At 41.6% G+C, this 21,238-nt stretch carries 19 protein-coding genes; 12 read left to right on the top strand and 7 right to left on the bottom strand.

The window, feature by feature from the left end; translation table 11 throughout:
* Nucleotides 1-109 precede the first annotated feature (109 nt).
* From H569_RS0103375 to H569_RS0103365, 3 genes are read left to right on the top strand one after another with little or no spacing between them, the layout of a single operon-like run.
* Nucleotides 110-2,008 (top strand): PrkA family serine protein kinase, encoded by a 1,899-nt coding sequence (locus H569_RS0103375; protein WP_027363840.1) that lies wholly within the window; start codon nt 110-112, stop codon nt 2,006-2,008.
* An 11-nt stretch (nt 2,009-2,019) separates the two neighbouring features.
* Entirely contained in the window at nt 2,020-3,168 is a 1,149-nt protein-coding gene (gene yhbH, locus H569_RS0103370; protein ID WP_027363839.1) for a sporulation protein YhbH, read from the top strand.
* Between the two features lie 26 nt (nt 3,169-3,194).
* The gene (locus H569_RS0103365) at nt 3,195-4,706 is read left to right on the top strand and encodes a SpoVR family protein (RefSeq protein WP_051273201.1); all 1,512 of its coding nucleotides are present in this window, start codon (nt 3,195-3,197) and stop codon (nt 4,704-4,706) included.
* Nucleotides 4,707-4,809: 103 nt separating this feature from the next.
* Here the strand turns inward: H569_RS0103365 and H569_RS0103360 are convergent, their stop codons facing one another.
* Nucleotides 4,810-5,919, bottom strand: coding sequence for a 4Fe-4S binding protein (locus H569_RS0103360; protein WP_027363837.1), 1,110 nt, complete (start codon nt 5,917-5,919; stop codon nt 4,810-4,812).
* Nucleotides 5,920-6,083: 164 nt separating this feature from the next.
* The gene (locus H569_RS0103355; RefSeq protein WP_027363836.1) at nt 6,084-6,515 is read right to left on the bottom strand and encodes a MarR family winged helix-turn-helix transcriptional regulator; all 432 of its coding nucleotides are present in this window, start codon (nt 6,513-6,515) and stop codon (nt 6,084-6,086) included.
* A 325-nt stretch (nt 6,516-6,840) separates the two neighbouring features.
* Between H569_RS0103355 and H569_RS0103350 the strand changes: the two genes are divergently transcribed.
* The 4 genes from H569_RS0103350 to H569_RS0103335 all read left to right on the top strand — a co-directional run bounded on the left by H569_RS0103350 (nt 6,841) and on the right by H569_RS0103335 (nt 12,481).
* The gene (locus tag H569_RS0103350; protein WP_027363835.1) at nt 6,841-8,568 is read left to right on the top strand and encodes an ABC transporter ATP-binding protein; all 1,728 of its coding nucleotides are present in this window, start codon (nt 6,841-6,843) and stop codon (nt 8,566-8,568) included.
* A complete protein-coding gene (locus tag H569_RS0103345) occupies nt 8,565-10,454 on the top strand; it encodes an ABC transporter ATP-binding protein (RefSeq protein ID WP_027363834.1) in 1,890 nt (629 codons plus the stop codon). The genes H569_RS0103350 and H569_RS0103345 overlap by 4 nt, the downstream gene beginning before the upstream one ends.
* 217 nt (nt 10,455-10,671) lie before the next feature.
* A complete protein-coding gene (locus H569_RS0103340) occupies nt 10,672-11,112 on the top strand; it encodes a Spy/CpxP family protein refolding chaperone (protein ID WP_027363833.1) in 441 nt (146 codons plus the stop codon).
* Between the two features lie 169 nt (nt 11,113-11,281).
* Nucleotides 11,282-12,481: a nickel pincer cofactor-dependent isomerase, group 22 gene (locus tag H569_RS0103335; RefSeq protein WP_027363832.1), complete on the top strand. Its 1,200-nt coding sequence runs from the start codon at nt 11,282-11,284 to the stop codon at nt 12,479-12,481.
* 27 nt (nt 12,482-12,508) lie between these two features.
* Here the strand turns inward: H569_RS0103335 and pdaA are convergent, their stop codons facing one another.
* Nucleotides 12,509-13,489 carry a delta-lactam-biosynthetic de-N-acetylase gene (pdaA, locus tag H569_RS0103330; protein ID WP_051273179.1) on the bottom strand — a complete coding sequence of 327 codons (981 nt, stop codon included), beginning with the start codon at nt 13,487-13,489 and terminating at the stop codon, nt 12,509-12,511.
* Between the two features lie 256 nt (nt 13,490-13,745).
* On the opposite strand from pdaA, the gene H569_RS0103325 reads away from it, so the two are divergent.
* A complete protein-coding gene (locus tag H569_RS0103325; RefSeq protein WP_027363830.1) occupies nt 13,746-15,128 on the top strand; it encodes an MFS transporter in 1,383 nt (460 codons plus the stop codon).
* 70 nt (nt 15,129-15,198) lie between these two features.
* On the opposite strand, the gene H569_RS19040 is transcribed toward H569_RS0103325, so the two are convergent.
* From H569_RS19040 to H569_RS22995, 4 genes are all read right to left on the bottom strand, one after another.
* A complete protein-coding gene (locus H569_RS19040) occupies nt 15,199-15,555 on the bottom strand; it encodes a TMEM165/GDT1 family protein (protein WP_051273177.1) in 357 nt (118 codons plus the stop codon).
* 12 nt (nt 15,556-15,567) lie between these two features.
* The gene (locus H569_RS0103315; RefSeq protein WP_238492452.1) at nt 15,568-15,861 is read right to left on the bottom strand and encodes a TMEM165/GDT1 family protein; all 294 of its coding nucleotides are present in this window, start codon (nt 15,859-15,861) and stop codon (nt 15,568-15,570) included.
* A 356-nt stretch (nt 15,862-16,217) separates the two neighbouring features.
* The gene (locus tag H569_RS23000; RefSeq protein ID WP_238492451.1) at nt 16,218-16,646 is read right to left on the bottom strand and encodes an MBL fold metallo-hydrolase; all 429 of its coding nucleotides are present in this window, start codon (nt 16,644-16,646) and stop codon (nt 16,218-16,220) included.
* A gap of 136 nt (nt 16,647-16,782) precedes the next feature.
* Nucleotides 16,783-17,064: an MBL fold metallo-hydrolase gene (locus H569_RS22995; RefSeq protein ID WP_238492450.1), complete on the bottom strand. Its 282-nt coding sequence runs from the start codon at nt 17,062-17,064 to the stop codon at nt 16,783-16,785.
* Nucleotides 17,065-17,250: 186 nt separating this feature from the next.
* On the opposite strand from H569_RS22995, the gene ku reads away from it, so the two are divergent.
* The 4 genes from ku (at nt 17,251) to dprA (ending at nt 21,219) form a co-directional block, all read left to right on the top strand.
* On the top strand, nt 17,251-18,099 hold the full coding sequence (gene ku, locus H569_RS0103305; protein WP_027363828.1) for a non-homologous end joining protein Ku: 849 nt from the start codon (nt 17,251-17,253) through the stop codon (nt 18,097-18,099).
* A 13-nt stretch (nt 18,100-18,112) separates the two neighbouring features.
* Entirely contained in the window at nt 18,113-19,063 is a 951-nt protein-coding gene (gene ligD / locus H569_RS0103300) for a non-homologous end-joining DNA ligase (RefSeq protein WP_027363827.1), read from the top strand.
* A gap of 12 nt (nt 19,064-19,075) precedes the next feature.
* A complete protein-coding gene (ligD, locus tag H569_RS19030) occupies nt 19,076-20,041 on the top strand; it encodes a non-homologous end-joining DNA ligase (RefSeq protein ID WP_238492449.1) in 966 nt (321 codons plus the stop codon).
* A gap of 83 nt (nt 20,042-20,124) precedes the next feature.
* Nucleotides 20,125-21,219, top strand: coding sequence for a DNA-processing protein DprA (gene dprA, locus H569_RS0103290; RefSeq protein WP_027363826.1), 1,095 nt, complete (start codon nt 20,125-20,127; stop codon nt 21,217-21,219).
* Nucleotides 21,220-21,238 lie beyond the last annotated feature (19 nt).

Here is a 21,238-nt window from a genome sequence, read left to right as displayed (position 1 = left end):
GTCGGGTGTTGTAGGATACTTATTTTTACATCTTTGCATATAAATATACTATTACTTCTTGGCAATCTGTTGAGGTAATAATAAAACGTCTATAGGGGAGTGTGAAAAGGTGGATTTCGTTAAGCGGTTGGAAAAATTCCGCTCTCTTGAAAAACAACAAGCATGGGAAGGTACATTTATAGATTACCTGCAAATTGTAAAAGAGAGGCCCTGGGTAACCCAATTAGCACATGCCAGGATTTATAACATGATCAAAGACGCAGGAACGGAAACCCTGGAGAGCGGAGGAAAAAGATATAAGTTTTTTAGTCATGAACTGTTTGGTCTGGATAAAACTTTGGAAACACTTGTGGAAGAATATTTCCATCCGGCTGCCCGGAGACTGGATGTGCGCAAGCGCATACTGCTGTTGATGGGACCTGTCAGCGGAGGAAAATCAACACTGGTGGCAATGCTCAAAAAGGGTTTGGAACAGTACAGCAAGACGGAGCGGGGCGCTCTTTACGGCATAAAACGCTGCCCCATGCACGAGGAACCTTTACACCTGATACCCAAAGAATTAAGAAGTGAATTTGAAGCTCAATACGGGGTGCACATAGAAGGGGAGTTATGCCCGTCTTGCAGGATGATGCTGGAACAGGAGTACGGAGGAAACATAGAAAATGTCCAGGTGGAGAGAGTTATCCTGTCCGAAGATAAAAGGGTAGGGATTGGAACTTTCACGCCTTCCGACCCTAAGTCACAGGATATTGCTGACTTAACCGGCAGTATAGATTTCAGCACAATTGCGGAGTATGGCTCTGAATCAGACCCGCGGGCTTACAGATTTGACGGTGAACTAAACATTGCCAACCGGGGAGTTATGGAATTCCAAGAAATGCTTAAATGTGATGAAAAATTCTTATGGAACCTGCTCAGCCTTTCCCAGGAAGGCAATTTTAAAGCAGGCCGTTTTGCCCTGATTTATGCAGATGAAATGATTGTAGCCCATACAAATGAAAATGAGTATAAAGCTTTTATCAGTAACAAGAAAAATGAAGCTTTGCAGTCCAGGATTATTGTAATGAAAATCCCCTACAACTTAAAAGTAAGCGAAGAAGTTAAAATATATGACAAGTTAATTAAGCAAAGCGATCTTAGAGATATCCATATAGCACCTCATGCCTTAAAGGTAGCCAGTATATTCTCAGTATTGAGCCGGCTGAAGGAAAGTAAGAAGCAGGGCATGGACATTGTTAAAAAAATGAAATTGTATGATGGCGAAGATGTGGAAGGGTTTAAACAAAAAGATCTTTCAGAGCTGCAGGCGGAGCATCTTGACGAAGGCATGAGCGGCGTTGATCCTCGTTATGTAATTAATCGTTTAAGCTCCTCATTGATCAGGACATCTACCAAGTGCATTAACCCGCTCGACGTGCTGCGGGGAATTAAAGACGGGCTCGAACAGCATCCATCAATTACCAAGGAAGAGCGGGAACGTTTACTTAACTTTATTTCAATTGCCAGGAAAGAATATGATGAGTTGGCCAAGAAAGAGGTACAGAAGGCTTTTGTTTACTCCTATGAGGAGTCTGCACGGATATTGTTTGATAACTATTTGGATAACGTTGAAGCTTACTGCAACGGCGTAAAATTAAAAGACCCAATTACTGACGAGGAAATGGATCCAGATGAGAAATTAATGCGTTCCATTGAAGAGCAAATAGGAGTGACCGAAAGCGCCAAAAAGACCTTCCGAGAGGAAATTTTAATCAGGCTTTCAACCTATGCAAGAAAGAATAAACGCTTTGATTACAGGTCCCATGAGCGGCTGCGGGAAGCGGTTGAGAAAAAACTGTTTGCAGATTTAAAAGATGTAGTCAAGATAACTACTTCAACCAAAACTCCAGATGCCGAACAACTTAAGCGGATTAATGAAGTAAGTGCAAAATTAATTGACGAATACGGTTACTGCATTATTTGTGCCAATGAGCTGCTAAAGTATGTGGGTAGCCTGCTGAATAGGTAGGAGGGTTTAAAATGTCCGGTAAATATACGGTCTCCCGGGAAGACTGGTCCTTGCACCGCAAGGGCGAGATCGACCGGGAGCGCCACCGGGAAAAAGTCAGAGAGGCGATTAAAAAAAACCTGGCCGATGTAGTCAGTGAGGAATCAATTATTTTATCGGATGGACGCAAGGTTGTAAAAGTACCTATCCGCTCACTGGAAGAATATCATTTTCGTTTTGATACGGGTAAGAATAAGCACGCAGGCCAGGGAGAAGGCGGAACAAAAGAAGGAGATTTGCTGGGAAGCGAGCAGAAAAAAGGTACCGGAAAAGGACAGGGCGCGGGTGAAGAGCCCGGTGTCGACTACTACGAGGCCGAGGTTACGATTGAAGAACTTGCCCAGCTTATCTTTGAAGACCTGGGATTACCCAATTTGCAGCAAAAGAAGAAGCCCGAACTTGCTTCGGAAGCGTTGGAGTTTAAGGATGTTAGGAAAAAGGGTCTAAGCAGTAATATTGACAGAAAAAGAACAATTTTAGAAGCAATAAAGCGCAATGCCTTAAAGGGCAAAAAGGGCTTTGAAAACATCTCACGGGATGATTTGCGGTTTAAAACCTGGGACCTAACCTTCAAATATGAAAGCAGTGCTGTAGTTTTGGCAATGATGGATACTTCGGGCTCAATGGGGCCATACGAAAAATACATTGCCAGAAGCTTTTTCTTCTGGATGGTGCGGTTTTTAAGAACCAAATATCAAAACGTAAAGATAGTTTTTTTGGCTCACCATGTTGAAGCCAAGGAAACCACAGAAGAAGAATTTTTCACCAAGGGCGCCAGTGGGGGGACCCGGTGTTCTTCAGTATATAAACTAGCGCTTGATATTATTGAACAAAGATACAATCCGCAGGATTATAATATCTATGCTTTTCATTTTTCCGACGGCGATAATTTATCATCAGACAATGATAAGTGTATAAATTATGTTAGTGAATTGCTAAAAGTATGTAACCTGGTGGGCTATGGCGAAATTGAAGGTCCGTATTACATTTCAAGTACATTAAGGAGCGCCTTTAAAAAAATTATCGATCCCAAGTTCACCTGTGTAGGCATTAAAGATAAGGCTGATGTTTACCCAGCTTTGAAAAAATTTTTTAATCCTAATCCGCAGACTGGGTTGTAACGGGGGGTGTTTCTTGTTTGCATCCAATGGAAGAGAAAAAGTTACTTGAGGAATCAATTGATCAAATAATCGCGATAGCAAAAAATTTTAATCTTGATTTTTACGATATGTATTTTGAAATTTGCCCCGCTGAAATAATTTATTCCTTTGGCGCTTACGGAATGCCCACCAGGTTTTCGCATTGGACTTTCGGCAAAGCATATCATAAAATGAAGACTCAGTACGATTATAATCTCAGTAGGATATATGAAATGGTGATAAACTCTGACCCCTGTTACGCTTTTTTATTGGAAGGTAACAGTCTGGTTCAAAACAAAATGGTCATTGCGCATGTTCTAGGTCACTGTGACTTTTTTAAAAACAATTATTATTTCAAAAAGACCTCCAGGAATATGGTTGAGACCATGTCCACGGCTGCACAAAGGATTCGGGGTTACGAATTTAAATACGGCAGGAACAAGGTAGAAGCATTTATTGATTCAGTTATATCACTGCAGGAGAATGTGGACCCTCAGCGTTACATCGCCGGCGATGTAACGCTGACGCCCGGTACTAAATACGGGTCCTCATGTGGGGGACACGGATGTGGCGGTGGAAATAGCTGCAGCGGGAACAAATGCTGTGGGGGAAGCTGCAAAGACAAGGATCACGACAGCCACAGCAAAAGCCAGCAAAATGCAACTCCTTATGACGATCTGTGGGATTTGGATAAGAAAAAAGATGAAGGGGATAAAGATCAGGAAAACAGTGTGAAAAAGTTTCCTGAAAAGCCGGAGAAGGATTTGCTGATGTTTATGATGAACCATGCCCGGGATCTTGAGGAATGGCAGCGGGATATAATATCTATCATCCGAAATGAGATGCTCTATTTTTGGCCTCAAATGCAGACAAAAATTATGAATGAAGGTTGGGCGTCTTATTGGCATATGCGTATAATCAGGGAACTGGATCTGGATGAGGAAGAAGCACTGGAATTTGCAAAAATGCATGCCGGTGTTATTCAAACTTCAAAGTACAGGATTAACCCATATCACCTTGGTTTGAAAATTTTTGAGGATATTGAAAAAAGATGGGATAACCCGACCGATGAAGAAAAGAGGAAGTATAGGCGAGTAGACGGCCAGGGGAGACAAAAGATTTTTGAAGTCAGAGAAACTGAAAACGATATATCCTTTATTCGCAATTACTTAACTGAACAACTGGTTGAAGATTTAGATTTATATTTATATAAAAAAGTGGGCTACGACTGGAAAGTTACCGATAAAGACTGGGAAAAAGTAAGAGATGGGCTGGTGAGAAGCCTTTACAACTGTGGAATACCGTATATTGTGGTTGAAGACGGCGACTTTGGCAAGCGGGGTGAACTTTACTTAAAACACCTGCACGAAGGGATCGACCTGGACATTTATTACCTGGAAAGAACTCTGCCTCATGTATATAAGATATGGGGCCGGGGAGTACATTTGGAAACAGTGGTAGACAACAAGAAAGTACTCTTTAGTTTTGCCGGGGAAAAACCGACTAAAAAGTATCTATAGAAGAATAAACAATAAATTTTCTTTGGTGTTGCTGGATCAATGAATTAGGCTGCCGGTTTTTTGCCGGCAGCCTAACCAAAAAAAGCCCCGCCCTCTTAAATTATTAAAGTTTTCCCTTTTCTTTAGCGATTCTTAAAAATTTTTCTTTGATATTTTTCGGGGGTACATGCAGTATTGAGCGTTGGGACATGTTTATCGCGCCGCTGGGACATTTGGAAGCGCAGGCGCCACAGCCGATGCAAAGGTTCTTGTTCACAGCCGGTACTTCTGTTCCATTTCCGTTATCCTGCAAGCTAATGGCGTTAATGTGACAGCTATCGGCGCAAGTACCGCATCCTACACAGGATTCAGTATCTATCGTTGGGATAAAATTACTTGGGTGCGTGCTGAATTTCCCAAATTCATTAATTCCGCGTAAAACCTGACAGCAGCAACCACAGCAGTGGCATATGTAAGTAGGTTTATTTAATACGTTATCACACTGGTGGACCAAGCCAAGTTTTTCTGTTTTCTCAAGTACCCGCAATAATTCGTCTACCGTAGCCGGCTTGCCGAGACCTCTTCGCACTATCCATTCTGCGGCGCCACCCAGGGAGGTGCAGACTTCCAGCGGCGCGCCGCATGATTTGCCCAGGTGGAGTGCCTTATGACGACAAGCGCAGATGGATATAGACCCTCCGCCGGATTGCCGGATGATTTCAGAAGCCCTTTCATAGTCCAAAACTTCAGTTTCCACAGCTACCGGTATCAGACTCTCGTATACCAGGGTCCGCATTTCCATTGTTTCCACTCCGGAAAACTCTTCTCTTACTTCACTGGATTGAAAATAAGTTTCAAACAGCTCTGCTAATTCTTTCATATCAATATCATCTCTAGCCCGCATGAAGGTATATTCAAAAAATCCCACCACTACCGGGGCAAGCATGTAATAAAAAGTGTCCTTGCGGGGAATGTCCAGAACCAATCCCTTGTCTGCCATGCCATCCAGAATTGTTTTTAATTGATCTTCTTTAGTACCTGTAATTCCGGCAATTTGCTCTAGCGTCATGGGCACCAGTGGGAATTTACTGCCCACCATAGCCTCACTTTCAGTATAAAGACGATGCAGTATGGCCATGAGGGTTTCGTTAATCGGAGCTCCTACCGGGTTTTTGTTCAGGCGTTCAGCTAAAGCGCGGTAAACTTGGTCTTTAGCATTAACTATGTGTCCCATATATATCTCCCCTGCTAATTAGTTGTTAAGCTTAATCTTATCTCAATCCTGTTTAAACTTTTTTTAAGCAGCAGTCGTCATTGATTACATTCATTTCACCTCCTTTATGTGTACATCAATTATTTATATAAAAATAATTTGCATACAAATAATTGAATTATAAATTATTTTTCTTTAATAAGTCTATCAAGCACTCTTTCAAAAATATCAAATTCTTGATCCGAAAAATCTTTTTTTATTTCCAGGTTTAGTTGTTCAGCAAGGCCTATTATTTCTTGTTGTCTAACCTTAGCTTTTTCCTTCAAGAAGATCAGTAAAGAACGGCGGTCTTCCGGGTCATCTCTTCTTTCCACATAATCCATACGTTCCAACCTGTCCAATATGCCGGTCAAAGTGGAGCCATCCATATCCAGACTTTTGGCTAAATCTTTAAACTTAACACCGTCATTTACCCATAACGCGCTTAATACATAAAACTGTACCGGGGTAATGCCAAAAGAGTTCAAGGAACTTTCATAATAGCGCTGGATCTTTCTCATTACTCTGCTTAATTTAAAGCAAATATATTTTGAAGGTCCCTCGGGTTTTTTGCTCATTTATAAACACCTGAAATATTTTTATTTGTAATAAAATTAATTGTACACAAACATTTTTTTAAATTGTAACAGTTTTTTAAAAGTTGTCAATAAATTTTTTTTGTCCTGATAAGCTAAAGCGAGTTTAATGCATTTATAATATGTACAGCCGAAGCAATTCTATTGATTAATTTACTTCCAAGATAACTATAATATCAAATAATTTATATGGTAAAATATTAATAATCTTAACTAATTATAGACTGTGCAATGCTTGGAGTGGCTTAACCTTCTTTGGACAGGTTGAGCTTACTGGAATTGGAACTTTGGTTGGAGTTGATGTTGAATGATAAGGCTATTCAGTTTTTTAAAACCCCATCGCTTTTCTGTAGTTTTGGTTTTGTTGCTTATTTTTTTGCAGTCTCTTGCGGAATTATATCTTCCAACCTTGATGTCTGACATTGTGGATATTGGGATTATTAAAGGGGATATACCTTATATTTTAAAAACCGGCGGTTTGATGCTGTTTGTTGCTGCTGGAGGCATGACTTGCGCTTTCATGGCAAGTTTCTCGTCAGCTAAAGTTTCTGCAGGTTTTGGGCAAATTCTTCGCGGCCAGGTTTTTTCCCATGTTGAAAATTTTTCGTTTCAAGAGTTTGACAAAATCGGCACAGCGTCACTTATTACCAGGACGACCAATGATATTACACAAGTTCAGCAGGTAGTTACGATGATGCTGCGCATGATGGTCCGTGCTCCCATGATGTGTATCGGCGGAATCATTATGGCAGTATCCAAGGATGCTAAACTTTCATTGGTTATTATCGTGGTTATACCTATACTTGTCGCTGCGATCTTTGCTGTTATCAGCAGGAGTTTGCCCCTTTTTAAAGTTATGCAGCTAAAGCTTGACAGATTAAATCTTGTCCTGCGCGAAAGCCTCACCGGTATACGTGTTATCAGGGCTTTTAATCGTATTGAATATGAGCAACGGCGTTTTGACACGGCTAACTTGGACCTTACCGGCACTGCCATCAAAGTAAATAAGGTTATGGCTGCTTTAATGCCGGTGATGATGTTAATCCTTAATTTTTCAATAATAGGAGTTATATGGTTTGGCAGCATCCGAATTGACACCGAGGGTATTCAAGTTGGCGATTTAATGGCTTTTATTCAATATGCCACGCAGATTTTGTTTTCTCTGATAATGTTTTCTATGTTGATTGTAATGATTCCCCGTGCTTCAGTATCCGCGGCTAGAATTAACGAGGTGCTTGATATGACACCGGAGATAAAGGATATAACACGGGTTAAGCATACTGGCACCCAAAGTGGATATGTTGAGTTTAAAAATGTAACTTTTAGTTACCCCGATGCTGAAAAGCCTGTGCTTGCCGGTATTTCATTCGAGGCAAGACCAGGTGAAATAACCGCTATAATAGGCGGCACCGGGTCGGGTAAATCTACTTTGATTAATTTGATTCCCCGGTTCTACGACATTGACAGCGGCAGTATTCTGGTTGGCGGTGTGGATGTTCGTGAATTACCCCAGGATGGCCTGAGGTTAAAAATTGGTTTGATTCCGCAAAAGGCTGTTTTATTCACGGGCACCATAGCGGATAATATTCGTTATGGTAAAGAAGATGCTTCGGATGAAGAAGTGCGTCATGCTGCTGAAATTGCCCAGGCCATTGACTTTATTTCAGGTATGCAAGATGGTTTTAATGCGGTGATTGCCCAGGGGGGCATGAACCTTTCAGGTGGTCAGAAACAGCGTCTGGCCATAGCACGTGCCCTGGTGCGCAAACCCGAAATTTATCTTTTTGACGACAGCTTTTCAGCGCTTGACTATAAGACCGATGCTAAACTGCGGGCTGCCCTGAAAAAAGAAACCATTGATGCCACGGTAATCATCGTTACCCAAAGAGTCAGTACAGCCATTTATGCAGACAAAATAATCGTACTAGATCAGGGGCGGATCGCAGGAATCGGCAATCATCGAGAATTGATGGGTTCATGTAAGGTGTATCGTGAAATTGTATCCTCGCAACTATTAGAGGAGGAAATTGCATGAATGGACAACGCGCCAGTCAGAGAATAAGCGGCAGGCAGGGCAGAGGTCAAGGGTTTGGACCTCCTATGGTTATACCGGTACAAAAAGCAAAGGATTTTAAAGGCACGATTAAACGGCTTATGGGTTATTTGAGATCTCGTAGATACCAATTGCTGGTTGTTTTTTTAACGGCGTTACTCAGTACCATTTTCAGTATTGTAAGCCCGAAAATTATGGGCATGGCTATTACCAGATTATTTGAAAACGTAATGGCAAAATACAAGGGTCTACCAGGGGCCGGGATTGATTTTAATTATATCCTGCATATATTGCTGATTTTGGGCGGGCTTTATATTTTTAGTTCATCATTCAGTTTTCTTCAACATTATATTATGGCCGGAGTGGCGCAAAAAGTCGTTTACGACCTGCGTAAAGAAGTTCATCAAAAACTTTCACGGCTGCCCCTGAAATTTTTCGATTCCCGTGCCTACGGGGAGATTTTAAGCCGTGTTATCAATGACATCGATAACATTAGCAGCACTATGCAGCATAGTTTAACGCAATTAATTACTTCTATAGTTACCCTGTTAGGCGTAATAGTTATGATGCTTTCAATTAGCCCTTTAATGACATTGATGCTTATATTGATACTGCCGCTTAGTTTTATTATTACCAGAATAATAACAGCCCGGTCACAAAATTATTTTTTGGGGCAGCAAAAGGCATTGGGGGAATTAAACGGCCATGTGGAGGAAATGTATTCGGGGCATTTGGTCATAAAAGCATTCGGGCACGAAGACAGATCAATAGCAAAATTTGACGATATCAACGAAAAGCTGTACCAGTCGGGCTGGAGGGCACTTTTTATTTCGGGGATCATAATGCCGCTGATGAATTTTATAAATAACATTGGCTATGTACTGGTCTGTGTTGTTGGCGGTGTGCTGGTTACGCGAAGGGCTATTCAAATTGGTGATGTTCAGGCATTTATAACATATGCTAGACAGTTCTCCCAACCGATTAACCAGGCAGCAAATATTGCCAATATTATTCAATCTACGATTGCATCTGCCGAGCGTGTTTTTGAACTCCTGGATGAACAAGAAGAAGTTCCGGAGGATCCTGCCGCAAAGATTATTCTTTCACCCAAAGGGGAAATTACATTTGAGAATGTAAAATTTAGTTATAATAAAGAATCAAAGTTGATTGAAAATATGAATATCGATGTCAAGCAAGGTCAGACTATTGCAATTGTAGGCCCGACAGGCGCAGGCAAAACCACACTGGTTAACCTGCTGATGCGTTTTTATGAGATAGACGGCGGGACAATAACCATTGACGGTGTTAGCATTTCAAAATTAAAGCGCGGTAACCTGCGCAGCTTGTTCGGCATGGTTCTTCAGGATACTTGGCTTTTTAGCGGCACAATAAGGGACAATATCGCTTATGGCCGGGAGGGCTCAACTGAAGAAGAAATAATTAAGGCGGCAAAAGCAGCGTACGCCGATTATTTCATTAGAACGCTTCCGAATGGTTATGACACCATATTGAATGAAGAAGCCTCTAATATCTCACAAGGGCAAAAGCAGCTGCTGACAATCGCCCGAGCCATACTGGCTGATCCGGCCATTCTTATTCTTGATGAAGCAACAAGCAGTGTTGATACAAGAACAGAGGTTTGTATTCAAAAGGCAATGAACGAGTTGCGAAAAGGAAGAACCAGTTTTGTGATTGCCCATAGACTATCCACCGTTCGGGACGCTGATTTGATACTTGTTATGAATCACGGCCAAGTGATAGAGAAGGGTAGTCATAATGAGCTGCTTGCTAAGGGTGGTTTTTACGCCGATCTTTATAACAGCCAATTTACGGCAGGAGATATCAGAACGCTGGATAAGATCTGCTGATAAGCATTGCACTGGCCATGCCGTATTTTAACTTAAAATGCTGGTATTTTACACAAATTGCCTCCAAATGGAAATTTATAAGTGCTTCATCTTTATCATTGGCTAACAAAGCTTCCATACTTTTTGTACAGTTTAGTTATGATTATTGGGCAAAATAAAAGTTAGTACGGTAAAAGTAACTTATACTGTGCAAAATAGTGGGAAGGGAGGTGTAACTGTGAAGAAAAAAATTACGCTTTTAACTGTTACACTGGCTTTTATTTTTAGTATCTTCCAAGTATCTGCAGCTTTGGGCATGGGTTGGTGTGACGGAGGACCGCGCTTGAATGGCAAATATGAGGCTTTAAATCTTACAGAACAGCAAAAGTCAAAAATGCGGGAAATAGATCAAAACACGTACTCACAAACCCGCGACCTGCGAATTAAACTTATGGATAGCATGCACGATTTAAAACAACTTCAGCTGCAGCCAAAACCGGATAATGCCAAAATAGAAGCCAAGATCAATGAAGTCAATGACTTGAGGGGTAAAATCCACAGCGTTGTCCAACAGAGCAGGCAGCAGTGCTGGTCTGTGCTAACCCCTGAACAGCAGGGCCAGATAAAACAATTCAGAGGTCAAAATGGCAGCGGTATTAAAGGCAACTGGAACAGGTAACCACTAATAATTGCAGCAGCAAAAAGAGAGGCGTCCACCTCTCTTTTTGTCCCCATACTGCTAAAAGCGGCAAAGTTTTTCTAAATAATGCGTGTATAATGGTAATGAGATTATTGGCACTACTGGTTAATTTTTTGATCAAAAGTATGTAGAAGAGGAATGATTATCTATGTTTCCAATGTATTTAATTAAACAGTCATATGATTGTCAGATGATAACCAATATAGAGGAGCACGTTCGCGGCGAATTGGAGCGGATCGGGGCGCGGGAAAAAGTATTTCCCGGTATGAATTTATGCTTGCCCTATGGCTCACGGGGATTTCCCTATGGCCTGCGGGTTATTCAAACATTGGCGGAAATATTTAAATCCTGGGGTGCAGAACCTTTTATTGTCCCGGCAATGGGAAGCCACGGTGGTGGGAACGATAAGGGCCAAGCGGAAGTTCTGGAAAAAATGGGCATCACCGAACAGGTTTTAAAAGTGCCTATTAAATCCTGCGCTCAAGGGGTTTATCTAGGTCGGACCAGTCAGGGTGTTCCTGTTTACTGTGATAAATACGCTTTGGAAGCAGATGGAGTTTTTTTGTTCAACCGTGTAAAACCGCACACGGCATTCAGGGCTCCGATAGAAAGCGGCCTGACTAAGATGCTGACGGTAGGTTTGGGTAAGCCGGAAGGTGCCCAGGCGGCACACCGCGCCGGGTTGGGAAGGCATATTGTTGAAATGGCCGAAATCGTTGAAAGAAACATTAAACTCATAGGCGGTATAGCAGCAGTTGATAATTTCCGCGGCGATGCTCTGATCTTAAAAGGGGTAAGGCCTAAAGAACGCCAAAAGGCCGACATGGAGCTGCTCCAAACGGCCTGGTGCCACTTGCCCAGATTGCCGTTTGAACACCTGCACGTTCTGGTAATAGATCAAATGGGTAAAAATATTAGCGGCACTGGTATGGACATAAATGTTATCGGCCTACACCGCCGTTTTGGAGGAAACCCGGATAAAAACTACCAAACGATTGTTGTTTTGGAATTGACCTCTGAAACGAAAGGCAACGCCCATGGAATTGGGTACGCCGATATAACGACGCGTCAACTTGTTGATCGGATAGATTGGCAGACTATGTACAAAAATGCTATTACCACAGGTATTTTAAGTTCAGTAAAAATTCCATGCACTTTACCTTCTGAGCGTGAGGCCATTGAAACGGCTTGCCGTATATATGGCCTCAACGGTTGCAGGGTGGCCCGGATAAAGGACACCAAGCATTTGGAGTATTTTTGGGTATCAGAACCATTGCTTAATGAGTTGGAAGATATCGAAATAATTAAAAAAGTGGATGATATATTTAAAACCGTCAGTTATAGTTAATGGACTAATGTTTTAAACATTATGTGCCTAAGCTTTAACCAAATTATCCAATGTTTTAAATGTATAACCCTGTGCCTTAATATCTTTTATAATTTTGTCCAGTGCTTCGGTATCATCCTTCGATATTGCGTGCAATAAAATTACTGCGCCGTTATGAAGCTTACTCATAACGCCTTGATAGGCTTGCTCCGGCCCATTTGGCATAGGTACCCAATCGACAAGGGCAATGCTCCAAAAAATATTATGATAACCAAGTTTATTGGTTAGCGCAAGGGTCCGTTCGCTGTATTCTCCTTTGGGCGGACGCAGATATGCCATGCCTTTATTGCCGGTAATAGCTTGATATTCTTTTTCCACTGTCTGCAATTCTTTTTTAATCTGATCGTCAGAAATATCCGGCATACTGGGGTGGCTATCGGTATGATTTCCCACAATATGCCCTTCATTTACCATTCTTTTAACCAGGTCCGGTTGAGTTTTTAAGTAATGTCCAGTTACAAAAAAAGCTGCATTAACGTTATTTGACTTTAAAATATCTAAAATTTTTGGTGTATAACCATTTTCATAACCCTCATCAAAAGTTAGATAAACAAACTTATCATTGGGGTTTCCTATCCAGAAGGCGTTGTATTTTTTTAACAAGCTGTTAATACTTGATGGTATTTCGGGCTGGCGGTGCTCATTGTTTATTTTTAAACCCCACCCATATTTATTGTTTGAAAGCGCAGTTGCAGAATCTTTCTGCTGATTTACCTGCTTAGTTGCCGGTTTGGTTATGGTGTCGCCAGCAACAGGTATATTGTTGGAATCGTCCTTAGAATTTTTTAAAGGTGGAGATTCCTTGGTAATTGATGCGGTTTGATCCGGAGCGGTTACCTCTTGACCAGTTGAATCAGGTTTCGTTTCTTGCATTGCCAAAAAATTACTTTTTAAAGCTAATCCGGATAATAATAGAATTAAAACAAGTAAAACAGTAATATAAAATTTTTTATTATTAGACCATTTCAATGAATATCACCTCAAAATTATGTCATAACCCTATGATTAACTAAATTTAGAATTAATAATCATAATTTAAACATCAATTGTAACTTTTTTTATTGTTTAAGGCGATTTTATCATGCCAAACGATCTAATCCAACAAAATATGCAAAAAACATTTTTCTTGATTGTCTTTTTTAAAAGGAGTATTATTTTTTTTTAAGTGTGGAACTGTTTTCCCAAACCGGTGTGAAGCGCTTTCTTTTAGGAAGAGGGAATAATAATGCAAAAAGAAAACCGTAAATACCTTGTTTTTTCAATAACATCATTATCATTATTGGTCTCATCGTCAAATTCCACTATTGTGGCCACTGCGCTGCCAACCATTCAACGCAGTTTAAAAGCGGACCTAAGTTGGACGGCGTGGATTATTACCGCTTACCAGTTAATGACTCTGATTATGCTGCCTGTGATGGGACGAATTAGTGATCAGTGGGGGAGAAAGCGCGTATTTATGGTCTGCATTACCATATTTACAGCCAGTTCACTGCTTTGTGCTTTCTCGGCCAACATTTACTGGTTGATACTTTTCCGTTTTTTGCAGGCGCTTGGGGGCAGTGGCTTCATGCCCACTTCAATGGGAATTGTTGGTGACTATTTTAAAGAAAACCGGGCCAGGGCAATCGGGCTGTTTACTACCATATTCCCGCTGGGAGGCATTATCGGGCCGGCTTTGGGCGGTTTGATTTTAGATTATGCGCCTTGGCAGGCTATTTTCTTAATCAACTTACCTTTTGGGGTAGCGGTGTTGGCCTTGTCATATCTACTTTTAGAGCCTGATGCCAAGTTGAACCATATCCGGTTGGATTTGGTTGGTATCTGTTTCCTGGCCGCAATCATGTTATGTTTGATGTTTTTTTTAACCAGAGTAAGTGAAAATCCCTTTTTAGTACATTCATGGCTAACGTGGATGGTTTTATTGTTCAGTATTATACTGCTATGGTTTTTTCTGCGCTGGGAGAGCGCTACTCCATCTCCGGTACTTGATCTGGAATTGCTAAAGAATCGTACATTTTTAATTATAAACGGTCTTAACCTGTTATATGGTGCTTGTGTATTCGGACTAATGGCTTTTATACCATACTATGGACAGGTAGCTTATGGCCTGTCTAACTTGGCTAGTGGTGGTATGCTTACTGCACGGGCTCTTGGCATGATGGGTATGTCCGCATTTACCAGCATGCTGCTAAACCGTTTGGGTTATAGAATTCCAATGGCGTTGGGGTTTTCAATTTTAGCAGTAAGTGTTATGGCATTGGCTGTGTTACCTCAGCATCTGGTTATATTAGGATTTGTAATCCCTCATTATTGGTGGCTAACACTAATGATTTTCGTTTCCGGAATGGGGGTGGGCATGGCGAGCCCTTCTTCCAACAATGCTGCTATTGAATTAATGCCAAATAAAATTGCGGAAATTTCCGGTTTGCGAGGTATGTTTCGCCAAACGGGCGGGGTAATTGGTACATCATTAATTGTACTTATCCTTTCTAGATTCCATAATCAATTAGATGGTTTTCATTTTATTTTTGGAGCCATGTCTTTGCTCCTGGTTGCGGCCATTCCCTTTATCAGGGGTGTGCCAGATGGACGTAAGACTGCTGCATAAAAACTAAAAGAGAGGCCTGCAGGCCTCTCAAAAAAAACCTATGATCATTGGGATTAAGCTTAATCTGTTATCATTTTAAATGATTGTGGGTTGCTTTTGAATGCATTTGAAATTTTTCCTTATTTAACTTAATTTTCTCCGTTACTTTAAAGTGTTGCAGCAGAGTAACAACACCAATTAATAAAAAAATGACGCCTGTTGCTCTGTTAATTATAGCGGGACCAATATGCTTTGCCAGTGTAACCCCCACTGTTACCTCTATTAGCACGCAAAGAGTAAGTGCTAAGGCGCTGGCTACAAAAATAAGCCATTTCTTATTGGGATTGTTACTTGTAAATAAAAGCACGGCGACCTGAGTCTTATCACCCAATTCAGCTAAAATAATTATTATATAAGTAGTCAACCAGGTTAATAGCTTCATACTCATAATTTTTGTCTCCTATACATCTAGTTTAATGTTGCCCATTACTCCAAAGACAAGTAGCAAACCCAATAAAAGAAAGGTTATTCCTGATAACAGTTGTATTGTAGAAGGTTTTGTGAATCGGGCAATGAGCTGGGAACCAATGATAACTTCAATAAAAGAGGTGCAAATCAGTGCCATTGCAGAACCCAGCCCTACCCAGAGAACGTAAGCGGGTTTTGCGCCTGCCAGGAGCATTGTAGTGATCTGTGTTTTGTCTCCCATTTCGGATAAAAAAACTACAACAAGAGCTGATAAAAACAATCTCAAGCAAAACATGCCAGTTATTTTACCCAGATTGTCTCACTCCTTTCATTTGATCGATTATATGTTAGTAGATTCTAACAAAAGGCCGAAATTAAAGTCCACTGTGAACCTGGTTTCACCTGCGAATTAGCTTGATTTAATATAGTCAGGTTTAACTAACATTTTCCTGAAAATTTATTTTTATAATTTTTTGTGACAGTTTATAATATTCTTCTACAATAAACGGTGTCACTTGATTTTTACTGGAAAATTATTCTTATAAAATTAAAAAGAATGCCACCTTTCGTTAAGGAATAGCATTCTTTATAACATCAGTTTGGAATTTTCGCCTTAAATCCTTAGTTACCACTTTTCAATACTTATATGTAAAGCACCATACCTTCTTTAGCTGCAATACAATCAGGATATTTTGCTTGCGCTTTGATTTCAATTTGATCTAACTCAGCATCTGTCCTGTGGGTGGCATGATGAAATAAAACCAGTTTCTTGGCCCCTGCTTCCTGCACCAGTTTTATCCCTTCCTGCCATGTGGAATGCCCCCATCCCGTTTTGGGGTCAAAACCGCTGTAACCATTATATTCTTCGTCGGTAAAGTTGGCATCATAAATTACTATATCTGAGCCTTTGATAAACTTTGACAAATGGTGATCTATTACGGAGTAATGTTCAGTGTCGGTTACATAGCAGCATGATCTACCTGCATGTTCAATTCTATAAGAAAGACATTCGCCGGGGTGATTATTGTGTGCTGTTTTGAGCAGAATTTCATCCCCCAGATTATATGTCATACAACTTTCAATTTCTCGGAATTCAATGTGGGATCCCATTTTTTCAAGGGATACCGGAAAATGGGGGAATAGCATTTGGCCGCGCATGAGCGTAGAAAAGTTGAAATTCATTTTGCCTTGACCGTATAATGTAAATTTATTGCCATTTATAAATGCAGGTGTAAAAAAAAGGAAAACCCTGGATGTGGTCCCAATGAGTATGGGTAATGAAAATATCACCAACCATTTTTTCCCTTTTTTTGACCAACTCCTGACCTAAATTGCATATACCTGTACCTGCGTCAAAAATAAAAAGTCTTTCACCAATTTCTATAGATACACAGGATGTGTTGCCCCCATATTTTAATGTATGGTATCCAGGAACAGGCCTGGACCCCCTAACTCCCCAAAAAGTTACCTTAAATTGATTATTTGTCAACTTTTCAACCTCCTAAGGCCAAAACGCTATAGATTCATAATTTAGCTTCATGTCAATTAAATCCTTCTATAATAAACTTTTTTATGTGAGATACAATTTTAACAGAATTAACCCTGTGCCAGGGGTTATTTTTTTATCCCCTCGAACAAATTAATAACATCAATTAATGTTGCAGGGGGTTAAATTGTGAGACCACTTTGGAAAGGAGCAATAACATTCGGGTTAATATTTGTTCCGGTTAAACTATTCGCTGCTACCGAAAAAAAAGATATAAAGTTTAATTACCTGCATGAAAAGTGCGGCACTCCTGTTCGTTACAAACGTTATTGCCCTTATTGCGACACCGAGGTGCAAATGGAAGATATTGTGCGAGGCTACGAATATGAAAAGGGTAAATATATAACAATGAGTGAGGAAGAACTGGATTTACCAACCGGAGACAAAAACAGAAATGTGGAAATTTTAGATTTTGTTGATTTAAATCAAATTGATCCGGTCTATTATGACCGATCCTATTATTTGGGACCAGGCGAAGGGGGGCAAAAAGTTTACGAATTACTGAGACGCTCCATGGATCAAACCAAAAGGGCGGCGATAGCCCATGTTACCTTAAGAAGCAGGGAATCGATGGCGGTAATCCGTCCGGTAGAAAAGGCATTAATTTTGGAGACAATGTTCTATGCTGATGAAATCCGGCCCTCAACCCGAATTGAAGGTATCGGCGGCGAGATAAATCTTCATGATAATGAAATCAAAATGGCTGTCAACCTTATTAATAACCTTTCTGCCGAATTTGAACCGGAAAAGTATGTGAGCGGCTACAGGGAAACGCTGCATGAGAGAATTCAAGCCAAAATTGCCGGTGAAGCGGTGGTCGAAAAACCGGTTATTCAAGAGACCGGAAACGTTGTGGATTTAATGGCAGCGCTAAAGGCCAGCATCGATCTGGCCAGAGAACAACGCGGTCAAAAACGCGCCGGTCCCAAGACCGCAAAAACCGCCAAGGCCAAGCGCGAACGCAAAGTCGCTGAGTAAAGCAGGTGTTGATATGCAGTTGCCGCTGCTAAAGCCAATGCTGGCCGTCAAGGCCAAACCATTTAACCACCCGGACTTTTTCTTTGAAGTTAAGTGGGACGGGTATCGATGTCTTGCATATCTGGAAAAAGGGGTAACACGCCTTTTGTCACGTAACCAAAAGGACCTGACCAGTGCATTTCCCGACTTGTCTGATATGCACTCAATTTTGGGTAATCTGCCCCTGGTGCTGGACGGAGAAATCGTTGTCCTAGCCGGTGGAAGACCATCCTTTGAAAAACTGCAGTCCAGAGCTGGGCTAAAGGATAAATTTCAGATTAACCAGGCTATGCAAAGGCTGCCCGCAGTATTTATGGTTTTCGATATTTTGTATTACCAAGGGCAGTCCATGGTTAATCTTCCTCTGTACCGGCGCCGGGAGGTGCTGGAAGCTGTGGTGAAATCCCACGGCAAGATTGCAGTTTCCGAAACTATTAGAGGGGACGGTGTGGATCTTTATCATGCCTGTGTGGAACAAGGCCTTGAAGGAGTCATGGCCAAAAAGATTAACAGCAGGTACCTGCCGGGTAACCGATCGCCCCTTTGGAAAAAGATCCGTCATACTTTAGAAGCAGACTTGGTTATCTGCGGTTACCGGGCAGGCAACGGAAGTCGAATCCTGGGCTCCCTGGTTCTGGGAGCATGGAACGGAAAAAATTTCATCTACCAGGGAATGGTGGGAACGGGCCTAAACAGAGCCCAGGAGAGTAATTTGCTGGAGAAACTGCAGCTTTTAAAGACGGAAACGCCGCTGTTTACAGGCACCTGTATACATACACAATCCTTGTTCTGGGTTCGGCCAGAACTTGTCTGCAAAGTAGAATACCTGGCCTTGACCAGAGAAGGGTATCTTCGCCATCCTGTATACAGAGGATTGCGTCCGGATATAGACCCCACTGAATGCGCGCCTTTAAAAAACGGATAGGAGGGTTGCCAATTGGGCAAGGAATTAAGCGAGATGGTAGAAATAGATGGCCATGTTCTAAAATTATCGAATTTGGATAAGGTTTTCTGGCCCAAAGAACAAATTACCAAGGCCCAGTTGATCAAATACTACCTGGATATGGCTCCGGTTATTTTGCCCGTAATCAAAAACCGGCCGCTGGTAATGAAAAGATATCCGGATGGTATTGGAGGGTCCTTTTTTTACCAGAAAGAATGCCCGTCTTATGCACCCAAATGGGTGGAGACATTTCCTGTAAAACACAGCCATAAGGTAATTAATTATCTCGTTTGCAATAATACTGCCACGCTAATTTGGATGGCCAATCAGGGCTGCTTGGAAATCCACGGCTGGTTAAGCAGGGTGGACAACATAGAGTCCCCGGACCTGGCAGTTATAGATCTTGACCCGGCCGAAGGCGCTTCATTTAACGATGTGCTTAAGGCAGCCTTAATTATTCGTGAAGCATTGAGAGCTTTTAATATTAAAGGTTTTCCCAAAACCTCCGGTTCTTCGGGACTGCACATTTTTATTCCACTAAGCAGTGGGTACACTTTTGAAGAAATAACCGAGGCTGTAAAATGCCTGGCCGAGATTATTGTTAACACTTACCCGCACGGGGTTACAATTGAGAGAACCAAATCAAAACGCACCGGCAAGGTTTATCTGGATTATCTTCAAAACGGAAGAGGAAAAACTATGGCTTTTCCCTACAGTTTAAGGCCGCTGCCTGGTGCGCCTGTTTCCATGCCCGTTTCCTGGGAGGAAGTTAAGCAAATGAAAATTGCAGCAGGCGGGTTTAGCTTGTTAAACGCCAGTTCTAGGGTGGTTATAAGCGAAAAGTTAACCAAAGGACTATTGGATGAAAAGCAAAACATAGATGAATTGTTAAACCTCTGCCCATTTAAGACAACAACTGGTAGTATGAAAATAAATCATTTTGATTTGCACCCAAGTTAATGAATTTAGTTGGAACAAGCAGGAAATTATTTTTTTTTATTGAACAAAACCTTATTGTTAAAATTGCCAGATTGGTGAGTTAAATGGAAGAGAGAGTATTCTGGCTTGCCTGGCATTATATTTTAGCCGGTCAGGCGCAAAGGTTTTGGGAAATAATTAATTATTTCGAAAGCCCCAAGGAAGCCTGGTTCGCTGCAGAAAAGGATTTTATGTTTTTAAAGGGGATGCACCGCCGCGACGCATCAAACCTGCTCCTGCGCCGGCAGCAAACCGATTTGTCGGAAGTGGCGTCCTGGTTGATGGATAGTAGATTTGGTGTCTTATTATTTAATGACAGCCAGTATCCTGAGCAGTTAAAGAATATATATGATCCACCGCCAGCTTTATATGTGCGTGGAGATTCAGAACTACTGGCCAAAATTTCCGTTGCGATGGTAGGTTCCAGAAGGGCTACCCATTATGGCTTGAACGTTGCCGAAAAATTAGCCCGGGAATTGGCCAAAGCGGAAATTACTGTTATAAGCGGTATGGCCAGAGGAGTGGATACAGCGGCTCACCGGGGTGCGATTAACTCGGGCGGCGCCACCATAGCGGTGCTCGGCTGTGGTGTAGATGTTGTTTACCCGCGGGAAAATGAAAAATTAATGTATAGTATAATAGATAACGGCGCCGTGGTAAGTGAATTTCCGCCGGGCTCACCCCCGGAGGCATGGCACTTTCCCGTGCGCAACCGGATAATCAGCGGTCTCAGTAAAGCCGTGGTTGTTGTGGAGGCCGCCGAAAGAAGCGGTGCCTTGATTACAGCCCACGTGGCCTTGGATCAGGGTCGCGAGGTTATGGCCGTACCAGGAAATATTACCAATAAATATAGTAAAGGCCCCAATAACTTAATTAAGCAGGGTGCAGCTCCTGTTACTGGCGCGGGCGATATTCTGGAGGGGCTGGGGGTGGGATTGCTCTTTACTCCTGATGCCGGTGGGGTTGAAAAAAGTTTGTCGTTATCTGCAAACGAAAGTAAAATTTTTAGTTTAATTGAATATGAACCCGTTTCTTTGGAGATTCTGGTTCAAAAATCAGGTTTGCCTCCGGGTGAGGTTATGACGGGTTTAATGTTTTTAGAAATTAAGGGTTGCGTCAAGCAAATGCCGGGTAAGCTTTATTATCGTACCGGTCGATGATGTTCTAAAAAAGACTATT

Origin of the sequence: Desulfotruncus alcoholivorax DSM 16058 (assembly GCF_000430885.1) — a bacterium.
Lineage (GTDB): Bacteria > Bacillota > Desulfotomaculia > Desulfotomaculales > Desulfallaceae > Desulfotruncus > Desulfotruncus alcoholivorax.
Note: the sequence above shows the minus strand (reverse complement) of the source record. Positions and strands in the feature narration are given on the sequence as shown.

Excerpts from the sequence above, each read along its gene's own strand:
- H569_RS0103350 (WP_027363835.1), top strand. The coding sequence starts at position 6,841 with ATGATAAGGCTATTCAGTTTTTTAAAACCCCATCGCTTTTCTGTAGTT.
- H569_RS0103355 (WP_027363836.1), bottom strand. The coding sequence starts at position 6,515 with ATGAGCAAAAAACCCGAGGGACCTTCAAAATATATTTGCTTTAAATTA.
- H569_RS19040 (WP_051273177.1), bottom strand. The coding sequence starts at position 15,555 with ATGAGTATGAAGCTATTAACCTGGTTGACTACTTATATAATAATTATT.
- ligD (WP_027363827.1), top strand. The coding sequence starts at position 18,113 with ATGCAGTTGCCGCTGCTAAAGCCAATGCTGGCCGTCAAGGCCAAACCA.
- dprA (WP_027363826.1), top strand. The coding sequence starts at position 20,125 with ATGGAAGAGAGAGTATTCTGGCTTGCCTGGCATTATATTTTAGCCGGT.
- yhbH (WP_027363839.1), top strand. The coding sequence starts at position 2,020 with ATGTCCGGTAAATATACGGTCTCCCGGGAAGACTGGTCCTTGCACCGC.
- H569_RS0103365 (WP_051273201.1), top strand. The coding sequence starts at position 3,195 with ATGGAAGAGAAAAAGTTACTTGAGGAATCAATTGATCAAATAATCGCG.
- H569_RS0103325 (WP_027363830.1), top strand. The coding sequence starts at position 13,746 with ATGCAAAAAGAAAACCGTAAATACCTTGTTTTTTCAATAACATCATTA.
- H569_RS23000 (WP_238492451.1), bottom strand. The coding sequence starts at position 16,646 with ATGACATATAATCTGGGGGATGAAATTCTGCTCAAAACAGCACACAAT.
- H569_RS0103360 (WP_027363837.1), bottom strand. The coding sequence starts at position 5,919 with ATGGGACACATAGTTAATGCTAAAGACCAAGTTTACCGCGCTTTAGCT.
- H569_RS0103345 (WP_027363834.1), top strand. The coding sequence starts at position 8,565 with ATGAATGGACAACGCGCCAGTCAGAGAATAAGCGGCAGGCAGGGCAGA.
- H569_RS0103335 (WP_027363832.1), top strand. The coding sequence starts at position 11,282 with ATGTTTCCAATGTATTTAATTAAACAGTCATATGATTGTCAGATGATA.